Origin of the sequence: Sphingopyxis indica (genome assembly GCF_032879645.1) — a bacterium.
GTDB classification, from domain to species: domain Bacteria; phylum Pseudomonadota; class Alphaproteobacteria; order Sphingomonadales; family Sphingomonadaceae; genus Sphingopyxis; species Sphingopyxis indica.
The window spans coordinates 2,968,108-2,984,139 of the sequence record NZ_CP076394.1 but is presented as its reverse complement, the minus strand read 5'-3'; the positions used below and the strand labels follow the sequence as shown (position 1 = coordinate 2,984,139).

The window sequence follows — 16,032 nt, the reverse complement described above, 5'->3', positions numbered from 1 at the left end:
GCCACCACCTTTTAACGCTTCGCGGCTAGGCTGCATCCGATGACGGTCCATCCTGCTTTCCCGGCCGCCGGGCCTGCCGCGCCGCTGGCGGTGCGTGTCGTCGATCCCCTGTCGCTCTCGGACGAGCTTGCCGCTGCATGGGACGCGCTGGCCGCGGATGCGAGCGAGCCCAATCCCTTTGCCGAGCGCTGGTGCCTGCAATCGGCGCTGCACCTGCTCGATCCCAAGCGGCAGGCGCGGCTCGTGATGGTGCGCGACGGCGAGGGCGGGGCGGTGATCGGCGTGATGCCGCTCGCCCCCGCGCTCCATTATGGCCGTCTGCCGCTGCGACACGTCGCAGGCTGGGCGCATCCCAATCATTTCCATGGTGCGCCGCTCGTGCGCGCGGGGTTCGAAGGCCTGTTCTGGTCGATCCTCCTCGGCTGGTGCGACGCCGCGACCTGGGCGAAGACGCTCGTCCATATCCCGCGGCTGACCGAAGACGGCCCGCTCCACCGCAAGCTGATCGAGGTCGCGCATATGCGCGGCGGCGACGCCGAAGTGGTTCACCACGAAGAACGCGCGCTGCTCGAAAGCGATCTCTCACCCGACGCCTATTGGGACGCGGCGATGCGCGCCAAGAAGCGCAAGGAACTCCGGCGGCAAGCGAACCGGCTGGCCGAAGAGGGGGCGATCGTCATCCGCCGCCGGCAGGCGGGCGAGGCGCTCGATCCGTGGCTCGACGCGTTCCTGGCGCTCGAAGCACGCGGGTGGAAGGGACGCGCGGGGTCGGCGCTCGCCAGCCATGGCGACACCGAAGCCTGGTTCCGCGCCATATCGGCGGGCGCTGCCGAGGCCGGCAAGCTCGACATGCGCGCGCTCTATCTGGGCGAGCGGCCGCTCGCGATGCTGATCAACTTCCTCTGCCCGCCGGGCGGCTTTTCCTTCAAGACCGCGTTCGACGAGGAGTATGCGCGCTTTTCGCCGGGCGTCCTGCTCCAGCAGGCCAATCTCGACCTGCTGGGCGACGATCGTATCGACTGGGTCGACAGCTGCGCCGCGCCCGGCCATCCGATGATCGACAGCATCTGGCGCGAGCGCCGCCGGCTCGTCTGGGTCAATGTGCCGCTGTCGGCGGCAGGCGATCGCTGGCGCTTTCACGCGCTGGCGCGGGCCGAAAAATTGTGGCGGCGCTGGAAGCGTCCCGCGGCTAAGGTGGGGCAGGAACAGGACCCGTCATGACGATGCATCAGCCGATCACTGCCCCCGTCTTTCCCGCCGAGACGCTCGAGCGGGTGGCGGCGCTCTACCCGTCGCAGGCGGGGGCGTTGCGCCACGGCCTGCCCGACCATCCGCTGCTGTCGCTCGACGCGCTCGCGGCGCTCGGCGAAGGCCTGCCTGCCAGTCAGGTCGAATATAATCCGGGCGATCTGCCGGTCGGCATCCGGCCCGAAGATGTTCCCTCGAACGGCCTGTCGATCGGCGAGACGATCCGCACGATCGACAGCAATCGCAGCTGGGCGGTGCTCAAGAATATCGAGAGCGAGCCCGCCTATCGCGACCTGCTGATGCGGTTGCTGGGCGAACTGAAACCGGTCGTCGAGCCGCGCACCGGCGCGATGCTGACGCCGCAGGGCTTCATCTTCGTCTCCTCGCCCGGCTCGATCACGCCCTATCATTTCGACCCCGAGCACAATATCCTGCTGCAGCTGAGGGGCAGCAAGGTGATGAACGTCTGGCCCGCGGGCGACGAGCGTTTCGCGCACCGGATCGAGCATGAGCGCTATCACAGCGGCGGCCACCGCAACCTGCCGTGGCAACAGGCCTTTGAGGGGCATCAACAGCGCGTGCCGCTCGCCCCCGGCGACGCGGTGCTCGTCCCGGTGATGGCGCCGCACTTCGTCGCCAATGGCGATGCGCCGTCGATTTCGCTGTCGATCACCTGGCGCAGCGAATGGAGCTATCGCGAGTCCGAGGCGCATGCCGCCAATGCGCTGCTGCGCCGGATGGGGATGGACCCGGCCATGCCGCCGCGCTGGCCCGGCCATGCGCGGATCAAGACCGTCGGCTGGCGGATCGCGCGCAGGCTGCGTCTGGTCAACTGAAGCGCGACAGATCGCTTCCAATTGGGCGCATTTGCCGCTATGGGCGCGCATCCAGATTTTTCGAGCCCATAGAGGATTGATGGCGAAAGAAGAACTTCTCGAAATGCGCGGCCAGGTGGTCGAGCTGTTGCCCAACGCGATGTTCCGCGTGCGACTGGAAAACGACCACGAGATTCTGGGCCACACGGCCGGCAAGATGCGCAAGAACCGCATCCGCGTTCTGGTGGGCGACGAGGTGCTCGTCGAACTCACCCCCTATGACCTGACCAAGGGTCGGATCACCTATCGCTTCAAGTGAGCGGCGCGGCGATCATGCCCGCGCTCGTTCTTGCCTCGACGTCACCGCGCCGGCGCGAGTTGCTGGCGCGGATCGGAATCGAGCCCGCCCGCATCGCGGCCCCGGACATCGACGAAACGCCGCACAAGGATGAGCTTCCCCGCGCCTATGTCGCGCGTCTTGCGACAAGCAAGGCGCTCGCGGTCGAGCGTGCCGCGGACGAGGTCGTGCTCGCGGGCGACACGACGGTCGCGGTCGGACGCCGCATCCTCGAAAAACCCGCCGACGAGGCCGATCTGCGCCGGATGCTCGCGCTGCTGTCGGGGCGTCGGCACCATGTCTGGTCGGGGGTCTGCGTTGTGGGCCCTGACGGCAAGCCGCGCGTCCGCGTGGCGGACACTGTCGTCGCCTTCAAGCGGCTGACCGAGACCGAGATCGGCTGGTATGTCCAAAGCGGCGAGGGGATGGGCAAGGCGGGCGGCTATGCCATCCAGGGGCGCGCCGAAATGTTCGTGCGTTTCCTGTCCGGCAGCCATTCGAACGTCGTCGGCCTGCCGCTGTTCGAAACGCGTGCGCTGCTGACCAGCGTCGGGGTGCCGCTTGGCTGAATGGCTATATGATGCCGGCATCGGCGAGACGCGCGCGGCGCTGGCCGAGGATGGTCGGATCATCGAGGCGCGGATCGAACGCGCAAGCGACGGCCCGCGCGTCGGTGCGGTGCTGGCTGCGCGGCTGGTCGAGCCGGGCAAGGTCGCGCTCGATGCGCCCGGGGAGCCGATCGCGACGCTGTCCGGGACGCGCGGCCTGTCGCTCGGCAGCCGCCTCATCGTCGAAATCACCCGCATGGCGCTGCGCGAGCGTGGCCGCGCCAAGCCGGCGCGCGCGCGCCTCGCGGGCGAGGGCGCGGCGCTCACCGACGGCCCCGATCTGCGGGCACGGATCGCGGCGACGGATGCGCCGGTCGTCGAGCTGTCGCCGAACGGACCCGATCGGCTGGAAGCGGCAGGCTGGTCCGACCTGATCGAGCGGATTCGTGAAGGGCATTGGCCCTTCGCCGGCGGCGCGCTGTGGATCGACCCGACCCCGGCGATGCTGCTGATCGACATCGACGGCGAGGGCGATCCGCTCGATCTCGCAAAGGCCGGCGCCGCGGCGGCGATCGAGGTCGTGCGCTGCTGCGATGTCGGCGGCGCGATCGGTATCGACTTTCCTTCGCTCGCGGGGCGCGCCGAGCGGCAGGCGGTCGACGCGCTCGTCGATGCATTGCTGCCGCAACCTTTCGAGCGTACCGCGACGAACGGCTTCGGCTTCATGCAGATCGTCCGTCGCCGCAGCCGCCCCTCGCTGATCGAGCAGGTGCGATTCGATGCGGTGGCGACCGACGCGGCCGAGCTGTTGCGGCACGCCGGGCGCGCGGTCGGCACGGGAACGCTGCAACTCGTCGCGCGTCCGGCCGTTGCCGATCATATCGCCGCGCGCCGCGACTGGGTCGATGCCTTGCAGGCGCGCGTCGGCCGCCGCGTCGAGATCGTCGCCGACGCGCAAGTCAAAGGAGCGGGCCATGCCCAGTGAATCGCGCGCCAAACCGCGCAAATGCCCGCTGTGCGGCAAGCCGCGCGACGAGGCCTATAAACCCTTTTGCAGCCGCGGTTGCCGCGACCGGGACCTCAATCGCTGGTTCGACGAAGACTATCGCGTTCCCGCCGAACAGGCGCCCGACGGCACGATGGAGACCGACCGCTACGACTAGGGTCAGGACCCATGAATTGCACGTTCGAGGCGTCGAAATGGCGAAGAGATCGGGTTCGGGCGGGTGCAGCGGGTAGCATCGCTACCCGCAAGGCCGTGCGGAGGCGAGATCGAAGCCATTTCGGCGTCGCTTCGCGATTTGACCGATTTTGCCCATGGCTTCGTCGAAAAGTCTGGAAATATCGACATATTCCTGCGCCTTTTCTCCTCGCCCTGAGCAAAATCGCTTCAAACCTCGAACGTGCAATTAATGGGTCCTGACCCCAGGATTGAGGGGCATGAAATTGGTCCGAAAAGACGCTGGACACGGCGCGGCACGCTGCCTATAGCCGCCGCTCGCGAACAGGCCTCGGCCTCGCAAATCCCGTGCCCGGGTAGCTCAGTTGGTAGAGCATGCGACTGAAAATCGCAGTGTCGGTGGTTCGATCCCGCCCCCGGGCACCATTAGCCTTTTCAGGGCATTCCAAATAATCCCAGAACGTCCGGTAAGTCATTCCGAATAAATGATTTATCCGCTCGCCTCGTCTCGGGGCGTCGCTTTGCATCCCAGCCTCTTTTCGCACAGATTTGCGGTAACTATCGCAGGTGAGCGAAAGGAGTTACCGCCAATGCTCAGCGCCACAGCCGTTGCGCACGCCCGTCCGCAGGCCCTTCAGTACAAGCTCTGGGACGAGCGCGGGCTCTATCTTCTCGTGATGCCGAACGGCGCCCGCTACTGGCGCTTCAGCTACAGGTTCGCGGGCAAGCGAAAGACGATTTCCTTGGGTGTCTATCCCGACACCGGCCTCGCGATGGCGCGCGATAAGCGCGAGGCCCCTTGCGTCCGCTGCACCCGCCGATCCGAGTTCGCGTTCTGATATCCGCGAAAAGCGTCGCTACGCAACGAGTTGCGCAATGACGAACAACTCCTGTGCAAGCGCTTGCAAAAAATTGTTGTGCCTGATAACAAACTCTCCTGAGGCGAGATGCGCCAACCAGAGAAACGCGCCCTGGAAGAGGCGCGCCGCGGAGAGGAGGGCGGCGATGGCACGCGAGATTTCGAAAATGCTGCTGGCATGCAGCCTGCTGACGTCGGCGACGCTATGTGCGCAGGATCGGATCGTTCGCCTCTATGAGGGACCAGCGCCCGGATCGGAAAGCTGGACCTATGCCGAGCGGATCGAGGAATCCGGCCCGCGCCGCATCATCCATAACGTCCGCAATCCCGAACTCAGCGTCTATCCCGCCGATTCCGAAGTGGCGAACGGCGCGGCCGTCGTCATCCTTCCCGGCGGCGGCCTCCGCATCCTGAGCGTGGGCGACGATACGCAGGCGATGATCGCGCGGCTGAACGCGCATGGCATCACGGCGATTTTGCTAAAATACCGCATCCTGCAGGTCGACCCGGACGCTCCGCCGCAGCGCGGACCATCGCCCGGCAATCTTCCAGCGGTTGAGATCGTGAAGGGCAACGCCAATCCCGCCCGCGGCGATCCGGCGATGGACGAGGTGCTGGAATTCGCCACGCATGATGCCGAAACCGCCATGCGTTATGTGCGCACCCATGCTGGCGAATGGGGCGTCGATCCGCACCGGGTGGGCATGATCGGCACTTCGGCGGGCGGCGGTGTCGCCTTTGGTGCTTTGCTGGCGGGCGACGCCGCCACGCGCCCCGACTTCATTGTCTCGAACTTCGGGCCGGCCCTTCAGGACGTGGCGATAACGGACGATGCGCCGCCGCTATTCCTGGCGGTGGACGCCGACCACGGTCCGGTGACCGACGGCATCATTGCGTTGCGTGGCATCTGGGCGGCCGCGGGAGCCGCTGTGGAACTGCATGTCTATGATGTTCCCACCGATGCGATGAATATCTCTCTCTGGGGCGACCGGCTGATCGCATGGCTGGGGGAACAGGGCTTTCTGGCCGATACGAAGGCGCAGGGCGAATGAGCTTGCGCACGACCGCCATCGTCGCATCGTGCCTTGCCGGTGTCAGCGCGGCGCTGGCGGGTGGCAGCGCCACCGCGCTTGAAACTGCCGTGGCCAGCGCGCCCGCCGCGTCGGGACAAACGCCGGCCTATGACGGCGTGGAGGAAACCTCGCTCTATATCCGGTCTTATGACGGCACGCGCCTTGCCGTCAGCATTTATCGCCCGACGATTGGCGGACAGGTCGAGCAGCAACGGCTGCCGGTCATCGTGACGCAGGATCGCAGCTCCGATCCCGAACGGTTCGATCCGATCCGCAAATATTTCGTCACTCGCGGCTATATTGTAGTGTCACAAGACCGCCGCGGGACCGGGGCCTCTTTCGGCACCCAAGCCGGATTCGTGAACGATGCCGATCGCCGCGACGCGAAGGCCGTGATCGACTGGTTGGCGCGCCAGGATTTTTCGACCGGGAAGGCCGGCGCGATGGGGTGCTCGAACCAGGGCATCTGGCAATATGGCGTCGCCGCGCTGCAACCTGCATCGCTGAAGGCCATTGCGCCTGCCTGCGCCAGCCCGATGTTCTTTGACCATGCGGTCACCCGCAACGGCGTCCCCATCTTTCCGGCGAAGCCCGCACCCTATGACGGCACCTGTCCCGAAGGGACGCGTGGAGGCGCCGCGCCCGGCTTGCCGCCCTCGCCACCGAAACCCGTTCAGAGCGACAGCGACGGTTCGCTTCTGACCGAGGCTCTGGCGACGCGCGGCTGCACCGCGCCGATGCTGGGGCAATATTGGCTGAACATGCCGCGCGACGGGGGCAATGGCTTCACCGGCGGGCATCCCGGGGTCGACGATACGCCAATGACCCGCTGGCGCAACATCGCGGCGTCCAACATTGCGATCCTGCAGCTTGGCGGATGGTACGACGCCGCCGTCGCCGGGCAGATCGAGGCGCAGCGCCTGTTCGGCGGGCGCGTCGTGATGGGGCCGTGGTTCCACGGGAATCATGTGCCCGAAGGCAGCGCCTTCCCCAATGCGGAGTTCGATCTCAAGGCGCTGACCTTGCGATGGTTCGACCATTTCCTGAAGGGCGCCGACAATGGCGTGAACGCCGACGGGATCACCTATTACACCATGAACGCCCCGGCAGGCGACGAATGGCGCACTGTGGAATCCTGGCCGGTCGTCGCTTCGAACAGCGCGCTGTTTCTGGCCGATGGCGCCCTGGTATCTCGGCGCCCGCAGCGCGGAACGCCGGCGGAATATGCGCCGCGGACCGTGCTTTGGTTCGACGGAAAATATACGCCGCTTGCGCATTGGTGGCCTGGCGACATGGGCGCTGCCGATGCCAAGAGTCTCGTTCATACCGGCGCCCCGCTGGTCGAGGCGGTCGAGATGACGGGCACGCCCGTCGCACATCTGTGGATCAGCGCGGACAAGCCCGACACCAATGTCTTCGCCGTAATCGAGGACGTGGCCCCGGACGGCAGCGCGTACTATGTGACCGACGGCATGGCCCGCGCTTCGTGGCGCCGCTTGCGGACACCCGACTGGGGGCAGGGGGACCTGCGCTGGCTCAGCGGGCTGGAGCAGGACATCGCTCCGCTGCAGCCCGGCGTCCCCGCCGAACTGACCTTCGATTTCTTCCCCATCTCCTATGTGTTCCGCGCGGGGCATCGCATCCGGCTGAGCATCGCAACCGATGTGGGCAATGCCTACCAGGCCGCGCCGCTCGCGGGAAATGGGGCCACGATCAGCATATGGCGCGACGCGCAGCACCCGTCGCGACTGGACCTTCCCCTCAAGCGCAATGGGGGCAGGGCCACGGATTAGGGGCATTCAACATTGGCGTCAGCGGTCGCGCGCGAGCTCCTGAAAGGGCTTGCATCGATCAAACTCCGCCACCTGCGTCCGAACTGGGCGCAAGGTGACACATAATATCTGGGAGAAGAAACATGAACGGCAAAACTATCAAGCGCCTGGCATGCGCTGCCTCGGTTCTCGCGATCACAGGCATGGTGGCCCCCGCATGGGCGCAGGATACCCCGGTCGAAACCGATTCAGCGTCTCCGGCGCCGACAGCGGGCAATCCGGACAACGAAATCATCGTCACTGGCAGCCGTATTCGCGGCGTCGACGCTGTCGGTTCGAATGTCATCGCGATCGGCGTTGACGAGATCGCGAAGGAACCGGTCATGTCGACCGGCGACCTGCTGCGCCGGGTGCCGCAGGTCGTGTCGCTGGGCGCCAACAAGCAGGGCGGCAGCGCGCAGAACGGCGCGGCCAACGCCACGCGCGGCGGCGGCGTCAATTTACGCGGCATTTCGACCAACGCGACGCTGCTGCTGTATAATGGCCGCCGCTTTCCGCCGCAGGGCACGCAGGGGCAATATACCGACCCCTCCGTCATTCCGACCATCGCGCTGGAGCGGGTGGAGGTCGTGGCCGATGGCGCATCGGCGATCTATGGATCGGACGCCATCGCGGGTGTCGTCAACTTCATCCTTCGCCGCAACATGGATGGGGCGGAATTCCGCGCGCGTTCGGGTTTCAGCGACAGCAATTACGCCGAGCAGCAATTGTCCGGCATCGTCGGCAAGACGTGGGGCAGCGGCTCGCTGACGATTGCGGGCGAATACACCCATAACTCGATGCTGCGGGGCAGCGATCTCGATTTCTATCGCCTGGACAATAGCGACCGCGGCGGCCGCGATTTCCGCACGACCAACTGCGACCCGGGCACGATCACCGCAGGCGGACAGACATATGCCATTCCGGATGGCGGCGTCGTGCCGGGCGAAGAAAGCACGCTGGTGGCGGGAACGTCCAATAGATGCGATTACACCGGGCAGGAAACGGTCATCCCTTCCGAAAGCCGCTACAGTTTCGCCGGAAATTTCTCACAGGATCTGGGGCCCGGCGTCCGTCTCTTTGCCGATGGCTTCTATTCGCACCGCAAGGGTAAGATCGCGGCGACGAGCGCGATCAACGCGGTCGTGCCCAACACCAATCCATTCTTCGTTTCACCGGTGGCCGGCGCGACCTCGGTGAATGTCGCCTATTCGCTGACGCCCCGATATGGCCCGGACGTCAACCCCTATGAAGGCACTTTCTGGAATATCGCGGGCGGCGTCGAGGCAAGCGCCTTTTCCGACTGGCGCGCGACGGCCTATTACCAGCACGGCGAATCCGAAGACATCGCTGATCGCCGTATCGGGCTCAACGGCGATGCCCTCAATGCGGCGCTGGCTGACACCGATCCGGCCACCGCGCTAAACGTGTTCGGCGGGCCGAACAATCTCGACACCATCGCCGCGATCCGCGATCGGCTGTTCGTCATCTATGGCAAGACCAAGCTGGACGTGTTCAACGTGCAAGCCGACGGTTCGCTGTTCGACCTGCCGGGCGGCGCGGTGCGGCTTGCCGTGGGGGGCGAGTATCGCGACGAATATACCTTCACCAGCCTCAAGATCGGGTCGAGCGCGGCGTATGACGACGTCGCCGATGGCGGATCGCGTAATGTGAAGGCCATCTTCGGCGAGCTCTATGTGCCCATCGTGGGCGTCGACAATGCCATGCCCGGGATCGCGGAACTGTCGCTGTCGGTCGCGGGGCGCTACGAGGACTACAGCGACTTCGGATCGACGACCAATCCCAAGATCGGCGTGACGTATCGCCCGGTCGACGCACTCGTCCTTCGCGGCAGCTATGGCACGTCGTTTCGCGCTCCGACCTTTACCGAGGTGTCGGAAATCGCGGGCGGCGCGGGGCTGTACTACGATCGCAACCAGCCAGGACCGAACGGCACGCTGCTGAACGGTATCGGCATTGCGGGTGGCAATCCGGACCTGCAGCCGGAAACTGCCACGACCTGGTCGCTGGGCGCGGAATTCGAACCGACCCGCGACCTGCGCCTCACGGCCACCTATTTCGATATCGACTATAAGGACCAGATCATCGCCCTGCGCCGCACGCCGGGCTATCTGACCAATCCGGCCTATGCGCCGTTCCGTATTCTCGATCCCACCGATGAGCAGGTGGCCGCGTTGATCGCTTCGGGCCTGCCGATCAACTCGCCGATCGATACGTCGGACGTCAGCTTCATTGCAGACGGCCGCCGCCAGAATCTGGGCCGGACCATCGTCCGCGGCTTTGACTTTGGCATTCTGGGCGCGTGGAATCTCGGTTCGGTGATGATGGATGGCAGCCTGCAGGGCACATATTATACCAAATATGAGTTCGAATCCGTGCCGGGACTTGGCTTGGACGACGTCCTTGGCACCGTCAACAATCCGCAGAAATATCGTCTGCGCGCCGATATCGGCGGGACGTGGGACTCGTTCAGCGCGCGGCTGACGTGGAACTACTTGCCCGGTTACGACAATGATACGGTCGATCCGGTGCAGAAGGTTTCCGATTACAACACGTTCGACCTCAGCTTGGGTTGGGACGTCAGCGAAAAATTCCGCTTCGGCGTCGATGTGCGCAATCTGTTCGACGAAAAGCCGCCCTTCGTCGATGTCGAGCGCGGCTACGATCCGCAATCGTCCAACCCGCTGCCGCGCACCATCGCGATCAGGGCAGGCCTGAAGCTGTGACAGGCACCCCGGCAATGGCGCGGGCGGACAGGCCCGCCTGTTTTGGCCCGCCTCATGGGGCGATCGTCCATGTCCCCGTCCATCCTCGCAAGTGGAGAATGGCATGATCCTGGCAATTTTGACGCTGCTGGCTGCGCAGCTGGCACCGTCTGACACGAGCGCCGCGGCCCCTGCCGCCGCCCCGGCCGATCGGTGGCAGGATGAGTGCTCCGCACTGGCCGGACGTCGCGGCGAGGTCGAGGTGTCGAGCGCCACGCCGGTGGTCCCCGACCCCTTCTTCGTCGCCAACCCCGAAGCCGGTATCCGCGCTGTGCCGGTGCGTGATGTGTTCTGCCGCGTCGCGGGGCGGATCGAAGGTAATATCGGTTTCGAGCTTTGGCTGCCGCGCAGCTGGAACGGGCGACTTTTGGGCGCGGGCGTGGGCGGCCCCGCGGGCGTCTATAATTATACCGACATGGCGGCCCGGCTTTCGCAGGGGTTTGCCACCGTCACCACCGATGGCGGGCACAAGGCCGCGGACGCGCGCTGGATGGCCGATGCCAAGGCTCGCGTGGATTATGAGCATCGCGCCGTCCATCTCGCGACCGTCGCCGCAAAGGCGTTGGCGAACCGATATTACGGGCAGTCGGTCTTGCACGCCTATTTCACCGGCTGTTCGGGCGGCGGGCGACAGGCGCTCAAGGAGATGGAGAACTACCCGGACGATTATGACGGCGTACTCGCGGGCGCGCCCGGCCCCTATATGCCGCTGCAGTCGGTGCGTATGCTATGGTTTGCGCTGGAGCAGCAGCGCACCCCGCAGGGGTCGCTGCGCGAAGAGGATTGGGCGCTCTATGAAGCCAGCGTGACCAGGACCTGCGATGCCAATGACGGGGTGCGGGACCGAATCGTCGAGAATCCGGCCGCTTGCCAATTCGATACCGCAAAGCTGCTGTGCAAGCCCGGCGAAATCGGCGGCTGCCTGACCGCACCGCGTCTTGCCATGCTGGACGCCATTATCGCGCCCATGCCGGACGAACAGGGCGCGCCGATGGATGGCGGGCTGTTCCCCGGCGTGCGCACGCGCCCCGGACCGCCATCGCCGCTGCTGCGCGCGATGTGGGCTGATGGCGTCTATGACGATCCCGACTGGGATGCGATGCGTTTCTCTCGCAGCGGCGATCTGGCCAAGGCGAATGCCGCCATGCCCGAATTGCGCGCCGACAGGACGGCGATCGGTCCCTTCATCGCGCGCGGCAACAAGGCGATCATCTATCAGGGCTGGCAGGATCCATCGACCAATGCCGGACCGACGATCGACTTCTATCGCGCGCTCGCCCGCGACAATGGCGGCATCGGTCCGCTGTCGGACACGGTGCGCCTGTTCATGGTGCCGGGGATGTACCATTGCCGGGGCGGGTCGGGCGCCGACATCTTTGGCGGTTCGGGCCAGCTTCCTATTGCCGCTGGTGCCGATCCCACGCGCGACATGCTGTGGGCGCTGATCCGCTGGGTGGAGGAGGGACGCAAGCCTGAGAGCATTGTGGCGGCGCGCGATCCCGATGGTACGCCGGGGCTGACCCGCCGGCTGTGCCCGTTCCCGCAAAGCGCCCGCCACCGCAGCGGCGCGTCGACCGATGACGCCGAATCCTTCGCTTGCGCGGAAGATCCCGTTCTGCGCGCGATGCTGGACAATTCGTGAAACGCTCTGCTTCCCTTTCCCTTCCAATGCGAGATGACCCGGATATGTTTTTTACCACCCTTCGACCGCTGAGGGACCGCGCATGAGCGCCCCCCATATTCTGCTGGCGACCGGCGACCTTGCGATGGACCGGGACAATTATGACGAAAGCTTCGTCGCGACGGCAGACGTTCTGCGCGCCGCCGACGTGACATTCGGGCAGATCGAGACGAGTTTCGCTTCGGGCGGAACGCGCATGCCGCAGGCCCGCCATGCGGTGATGGCGCGGCCCGAAGGAGCCGCCGCGCTGGGCCGGGCGGGGTTCGATTGCGTGTCGATGGCGGGCAACCATTGCCTCGACTGGGGCAACGAAGCCCTCCTCGAGACACGCGACAATCTGCAGGCCGCGGGCATTCGCGTGGTCGGGGCGGGCGCCAATATCGCCGAGGCGCGCACTCCGTCGATCTTCACCCTGGGCGATGGCACGCGGCTTGCGATGCTGGCCTATTCCTCGATCCTGCCGCAGGCCTATTGGGCGGACGAGCGCCGCCCCGGCTGCGCCCCGATGCGCGCCTTCACCCATTATGAGCAGATCGAGCATGACCAGCCCGGCACGCCGGCCCGCATCCACACCTGGCCGCATCAGGGCGATCTTCAGGCGATGCAGGACGACATTCGTGCGGCGAAGGAACACGCCGACCTCGTCATCGTGTCACATCATTGGGGCATCCATTTCGTGCGCGCGACCATAGCCGACTATCAGCGCGACGTGGCCCGCGCGACGATTGGCGCCGGAGCGGACGCGATCCTCGGCACGCACGCGCATGTGCTGAAGGGCTGCGAGATGATCGACGGAAAGCCCGTATTCTACTCGCTGTCGAACTTCGCGGTCGACCTGCGCATGGACGAGGCGCACGCCAAGTCGAAGAGCTGGAACGAGATTCGCGTGCTGGCCGAGGAGTGGGAGCCGGATTTCGAGGGGTTGTTCAATTTTCCGGCCGAAAGCCGCAAGAATATCGTCGCGCGGCTGGAGATCGCGGACGGCAAACTGCTGCGCGCCGGATTCCTGCCGGTCACCATAGGGCGCGACGCGGTGCCGCGCTTCGCCGTCCCCGGCAGCGCCGAATATCAGGAGATCGTCGAATATATGAGCGCCGTGACGCAGGAGGCCGGACTCAACGCGCGCTACAGTGCGGGGGACCATATGGTGCTGCTGTCATGACCGGTCGCAAAAGCCTGATCGCGGCGCTGCCGATCGAAGGGTGGATCGTCCTCTACCTTCTTCTCTACCTTCCCAATGCGATGATCACCAAGCTGATCACCAGCACGCCACATCCCGGCCTTGGCCGACCGCTGACGGGTCTGGAAACGCTGCCGGCTTCGCTGACCGTGTCGCTGGTGCTGACCTATTTGTTCATCTGGCTTTCGGGTTGGCACCGCGATGCGCATGGTGTGAAGCTGGGGGGGCTTCGGGTGCCGCTACCGACGCGCTACACCGCGCTGTCGGGCGTCGGGACCGCGCTGGTGCTGTTCACCGTGCCGATGTCGTTCACGATCGAGGGCGTTTCGATCCCCTTCATGCAATTGCTGATGCGCGGCGACATCCTGATCATCGCGCCGATCGTCGACCTGATGTTCGGGCGCAGGGTGCGCTGGTGGAGCTGGACCGCGCTGGTGATGGTGCTGGCGGCGCTGGCGCTGACCCTGTTCGACCGCGGCGGGCTGAAGCTGCCGCCGATCGCGATTGCAACGATCGTGCTTTATACGGCGGGCTATTTCCTGCGGCTGGTGGTGATGAACAAGACGGCGAAGAACGGCGACCCCGGCATGGTGCGCCGCTATTTCGTCGAAGAAAAGCTCGTCGCGCTTCCGCTTTCCGTCGCTGCGCTGGCGATATTGTCGGCCACCGGGATCGGCGGCCAGCCGAGAGAGTTGGAATGGGGCTTCGTCGAGATCTGGACCGATCCCGCCTTGTGGCCGATCTTCTGGATCGGGCTGACGCTGACGGCGATTTCGGTGGTGGCGATCATCATCCTGCTCGACCCGCGAGAGAATGCCTATTGCGTGCCACTGGAGCGCGCCGCCAGTCTGGTCGCGGGCGTCGGCGCGGCACTATTGCTGGCATGGTTCTGGGGGCTCAAGGAGCCGCGCTCGGCAGAACTGATCGGCGCAGGCATATTGATCGCGGCGATCGTGCTGCTGTCGGTGGCGCCGCGCCTGGATGTCTCGACGCGGCGGGCACGGGCGGAGGCGGCCTGAGCGATGTACGCCGACGTCACCGACAGGCTGTGCGCAGCCTATGCGGCCATCGGGTTTGACGACTTGCCCGCAAGCACGGTGGCGGCGTGCAGCCGGGTGCTGCTGGATGCAAGCGGAGTGATGATGGCGGCAAGCGGCATGGCGCCGGAAGCCAGGCCTTTCATCGACCTCGCCGCGAAATCGCCCGGCCCCTGCACCATTCTCGGCACCGGGCTGACCGCCGCCGCACCGCAGGCGGCGTTCGCCAACGGGGCATTGGCCCATGCACTGGATTACGAAGATGCGTTCGACGCCGCGCCAGCGCACCCCAATGCCTCGCTGGTTCCGGCGTTATTGGCGCTGGCGCAGGATCGGGGCGGCGTGGACGGCAAGCGTCTGGTGACGGCCCTTGCTTTGGGCTGCGATCTGTCCTGCCGCATCGGCCTCGCGCTCGACCGGCGTATGGAGGAGGGGGGATGGTATCCTCCACCGATCAACGCCGCGTTCGGCGCTGCGTTAGGGGCGGCGCATATGCTGGGTCTGGATGCGCGCGGCCTGCGCGACGCGATTTCGATGATGCTGTGCCAAGCCGTTATGCCCGGAGAGATCAAATATTCGCGCGGCACGGTGCTGCGGGCCGTGCGCGAAGCGTTTCCTGCGCAGGCGGCCGTCACCAGCGCCGAACTGGCCGCAAGCGGTGTGGCCGGGTTCGAGACGCCGCTGGAAGGGCAAAGCGGTTTCTATGCCCTGTTCGCCGGCGGCGCATTTTCGCCCGAGCGGCTGGTGGAAGGCATAGGCGAGCGTTTCTTTATCGAGGAGCTGACCTTCAAGCCCTGGCCCAGTTGCCGGGGCACGCATCCGTTCATCGAGATCGGGCTGGCCCTGGCGAAAACCGATCCATCCATGATCGAAAGCATCGAGGTCGAAGTCAGTGCCGTCCAGCAGATGCTGGTCGATCCGCTGGACCGCAAGCGGGCGCCGGACGTCGTCATCGACGCGAAATTCTCGATTCCCTTCGTGATGGCGCTGGCCATCGTGCGGGGCAGGGTGACGCTGGACGATTTCGCGCCGGCCTCCTTGCAGGACCCTGTGATACGGGCGATGGCAAGGCGGATCTCTGCCAAAGTCGTGGAAAATTCAGTCCTGGACAGCGGCGCCGGCGGCGCGGCCAGCGTGCGCCTGACGGATGGTACGCGCCAGCGTCATACGATTCCCGTCGCGCGCGGTGCGCCATCGCGTCCGCTTGGCGACGACGAACTGGTTGCCAAGTTTGTCGATTGCGCATCGCGTGCCGCCATTCGCCCCGATGCCGACCGGATCGACCGGCTGGCCGATGCGGCCAAGAATATTCACGAAATCAAGGAAGTAAGGAGCCTTTTCGTGCCCCTGACCTGAACGCTCCGGCTGACCGGCAATGCTGTTCGAAAGCCGCTCCCCCCTCAGAACGGACATGTTGCGCTTCGCGTTCGCTTTACGCGGAGGAATATTGTTGTTGGCTATATCTGTTATCCTTGAT

14 protein-coding genes and 1 tRNA gene are annotated in these 16,032 nt (G+C 65.6%); all 15 read left to right on the top strand.

The genetic code is table 11. The features are described 5' to 3' along the window. Window positions 1–39 precede the first annotated feature (39 nt). Window positions 40–1,221, top strand: coding sequence for a GNAT family N-acetyltransferase (locus KNJ79_RS14060; RefSeq protein ID WP_317151553.1), 1,182 nt, complete (start codon window positions 40–42; stop codon window positions 1,219–1,221). Next, on the top strand, window positions 1,218–2,084 hold the full coding sequence (locus KNJ79_RS14055) for a cupin domain-containing protein (protein ID WP_089214898.1): 867 nt from the start codon (window positions 1,218–1,220) through the stop codon (window positions 2,082–2,084). The genes KNJ79_RS14060 and KNJ79_RS14055 overlap by 4 nt, the downstream gene beginning before the upstream one ends. 79 nt (window positions 2,085–2,163) lie before the next feature. Next, complete coding sequence (infA, locus tag KNJ79_RS14050) at window positions 2,164–2,382, top strand: translation initiation factor IF-1 (RefSeq protein ID WP_003049127.1); 219 nt, start codon at window positions 2,164–2,166, stop codon at window positions 2,380–2,382. A gap of 14 nt (window positions 2,383–2,396) precedes the next feature. After that, a complete protein-coding gene (locus tag KNJ79_RS14045) occupies window positions 2,397–2,969 on the top strand; it encodes a Maf family protein (RefSeq protein WP_089215078.1) in 573 nt (190 codons plus the stop codon). Beyond that, window positions 2,962–3,933, top strand: coding sequence for a ribonuclease E/G family protein (locus KNJ79_RS14040; protein WP_317151552.1), 972 nt, complete (start codon window positions 2,962–2,964; stop codon window positions 3,931–3,933). The genes KNJ79_RS14045 and KNJ79_RS14040 overlap by 8 nt, the downstream gene beginning before the upstream one ends. Continuing rightward, the gene (locus tag KNJ79_RS14035) at window positions 3,923–4,111 is read left to right on the top strand and encodes a DNA gyrase inhibitor YacG (protein ID WP_317151551.1); all 189 of its coding nucleotides are present in this window, start codon (window positions 3,923–3,925) and stop codon (window positions 4,109–4,111) included. Before KNJ79_RS14040 ends, KNJ79_RS14035 begins: the two co-directional genes overlap by 11 nt. Window positions 4,112–4,478: 367 nt before the next feature. Then, window positions 4,479–4,554 (top strand) — tRNA-Phe (locus tag KNJ79_RS14030). A gap of 164 nt (window positions 4,555–4,718) precedes the next feature. Next, on the top strand, window positions 4,719–4,967 hold the full coding sequence (locus tag KNJ79_RS14025; protein ID WP_317151550.1) for an Arm DNA-binding domain-containing protein: 249 nt from the start codon (window positions 4,719–4,721) through the stop codon (window positions 4,965–4,967). Between the two features lie 37 nt (window positions 4,968–5,004). Next, window positions 5,005–6,039, top strand: coding sequence for an alpha/beta hydrolase (locus tag KNJ79_RS14020; protein ID WP_317151549.1), 1,035 nt, complete (start codon window positions 5,005–5,007; stop codon window positions 6,037–6,039). Continuing rightward, complete coding sequence (locus KNJ79_RS14015; protein ID WP_317151548.1) at window positions 6,036–7,853, top strand: CocE/NonD family hydrolase; 1,818 nt, start codon at window positions 6,036–6,038, stop codon at window positions 7,851–7,853. Before KNJ79_RS14020 ends, KNJ79_RS14015 begins: the two co-directional genes overlap by 4 nt. Before the next feature lie 122 nt (window positions 7,854–7,975). Next, window positions 7,976–10,618: a TonB-dependent receptor plug domain-containing protein gene (locus tag KNJ79_RS14010; RefSeq protein ID WP_317151547.1), complete on the top strand. Its 2,643-nt coding sequence runs from the start codon at window positions 7,976–7,978 to the stop codon at window positions 10,616–10,618. Between the two features lie 103 nt (window positions 10,619–10,721). Further along, a complete protein-coding gene (locus tag KNJ79_RS14005) occupies window positions 10,722–12,299 on the top strand; it encodes a tannase/feruloyl esterase family alpha/beta hydrolase (RefSeq protein ID WP_317151546.1) in 1,578 nt (525 codons plus the stop codon). A gap of 82 nt (window positions 12,300–12,381) precedes the next feature. After that, window positions 12,382–13,500, top strand: coding sequence for a CapA family protein (locus tag KNJ79_RS14000; protein ID WP_317151545.1), 1,119 nt, complete (start codon window positions 12,382–12,384; stop codon window positions 13,498–13,500). After that, window positions 13,497–14,537 (top strand): hypothetical protein, encoded by a 1,041-nt coding sequence (locus KNJ79_RS13995; RefSeq protein WP_317151544.1) that lies wholly within the window; start codon window positions 13,497–13,499, stop codon window positions 14,535–14,537. The genes KNJ79_RS14000 and KNJ79_RS13995 overlap by 4 nt, the downstream gene beginning before the upstream one ends. 3 nt (window positions 14,538–14,540) lie before the next feature. After that, window positions 14,541–15,911 carry an MmgE/PrpD family protein gene (locus KNJ79_RS13990; protein ID WP_317151543.1) on the top strand — a complete coding sequence of 457 codons (1,371 nt, stop codon included), beginning with the start codon at window positions 14,541–14,543 and terminating at the stop codon, window positions 15,909–15,911. Window positions 15,912–16,032 lie beyond the last annotated feature (121 nt).

Coding starts and splice junctions, on each gene's coding strand:
- KNJ79_RS14035 (WP_317151551.1), top strand. CDS start 3,923: ATGCCCAGTGAATCGCGCGCCAAACCGCGCAAATGCCCGCTGTGCGGC.
- KNJ79_RS14025 (WP_317151550.1), top strand. CDS start 4,719: ATGCTCAGCGCCACAGCCGTTGCGCACGCCCGTCCGCAGGCCCTTCAG.
- infA (WP_003049127.1), top strand. CDS start 2,164: ATGGCGAAAGAAGAACTTCTCGAAATGCGCGGCCAGGTGGTCGAGCTG.
- KNJ79_RS13990 (WP_317151543.1), top strand. CDS start 14,541: ATGTACGCCGACGTCACCGACAGGCTGTGCGCAGCCTATGCGGCCATC.
- KNJ79_RS14060 (WP_317151553.1), top strand. CDS start 40: ATGACGGTCCATCCTGCTTTCCCGGCCGCCGGGCCTGCCGCGCCGCTG.
- KNJ79_RS14020 (WP_317151549.1), top strand. CDS start 5,005: ATGACGAACAACTCCTGTGCAAGCGCTTGCAAAAAATTGTTGTGCCTG.
- KNJ79_RS14000 (WP_317151545.1), top strand. CDS start 12,382: ATGAGCGCCCCCCATATTCTGCTGGCGACCGGCGACCTTGCGATGGAC.
- KNJ79_RS13995 (WP_317151544.1), top strand. CDS start 13,497: ATGACCGGTCGCAAAAGCCTGATCGCGGCGCTGCCGATCGAAGGGTGG.
- KNJ79_RS14015 (WP_317151548.1), top strand. CDS start 6,036: ATGAGCTTGCGCACGACCGCCATCGTCGCATCGTGCCTTGCCGGTGTC.
- KNJ79_RS14045 (WP_089215078.1), top strand. CDS start 2,397: ATGCCCGCGCTCGTTCTTGCCTCGACGTCACCGCGCCGGCGCGAGTTG.
- KNJ79_RS14010 (WP_317151547.1), top strand. CDS start 7,976: ATGAACGGCAAAACTATCAAGCGCCTGGCATGCGCTGCCTCGGTTCTC.
- KNJ79_RS14005 (WP_317151546.1), top strand. CDS start 10,722: ATGATCCTGGCAATTTTGACGCTGCTGGCTGCGCAGCTGGCACCGTCT.
- KNJ79_RS14055 (WP_089214898.1), top strand. CDS start 1,218: ATGACGATGCATCAGCCGATCACTGCCCCCGTCTTTCCCGCCGAGACG.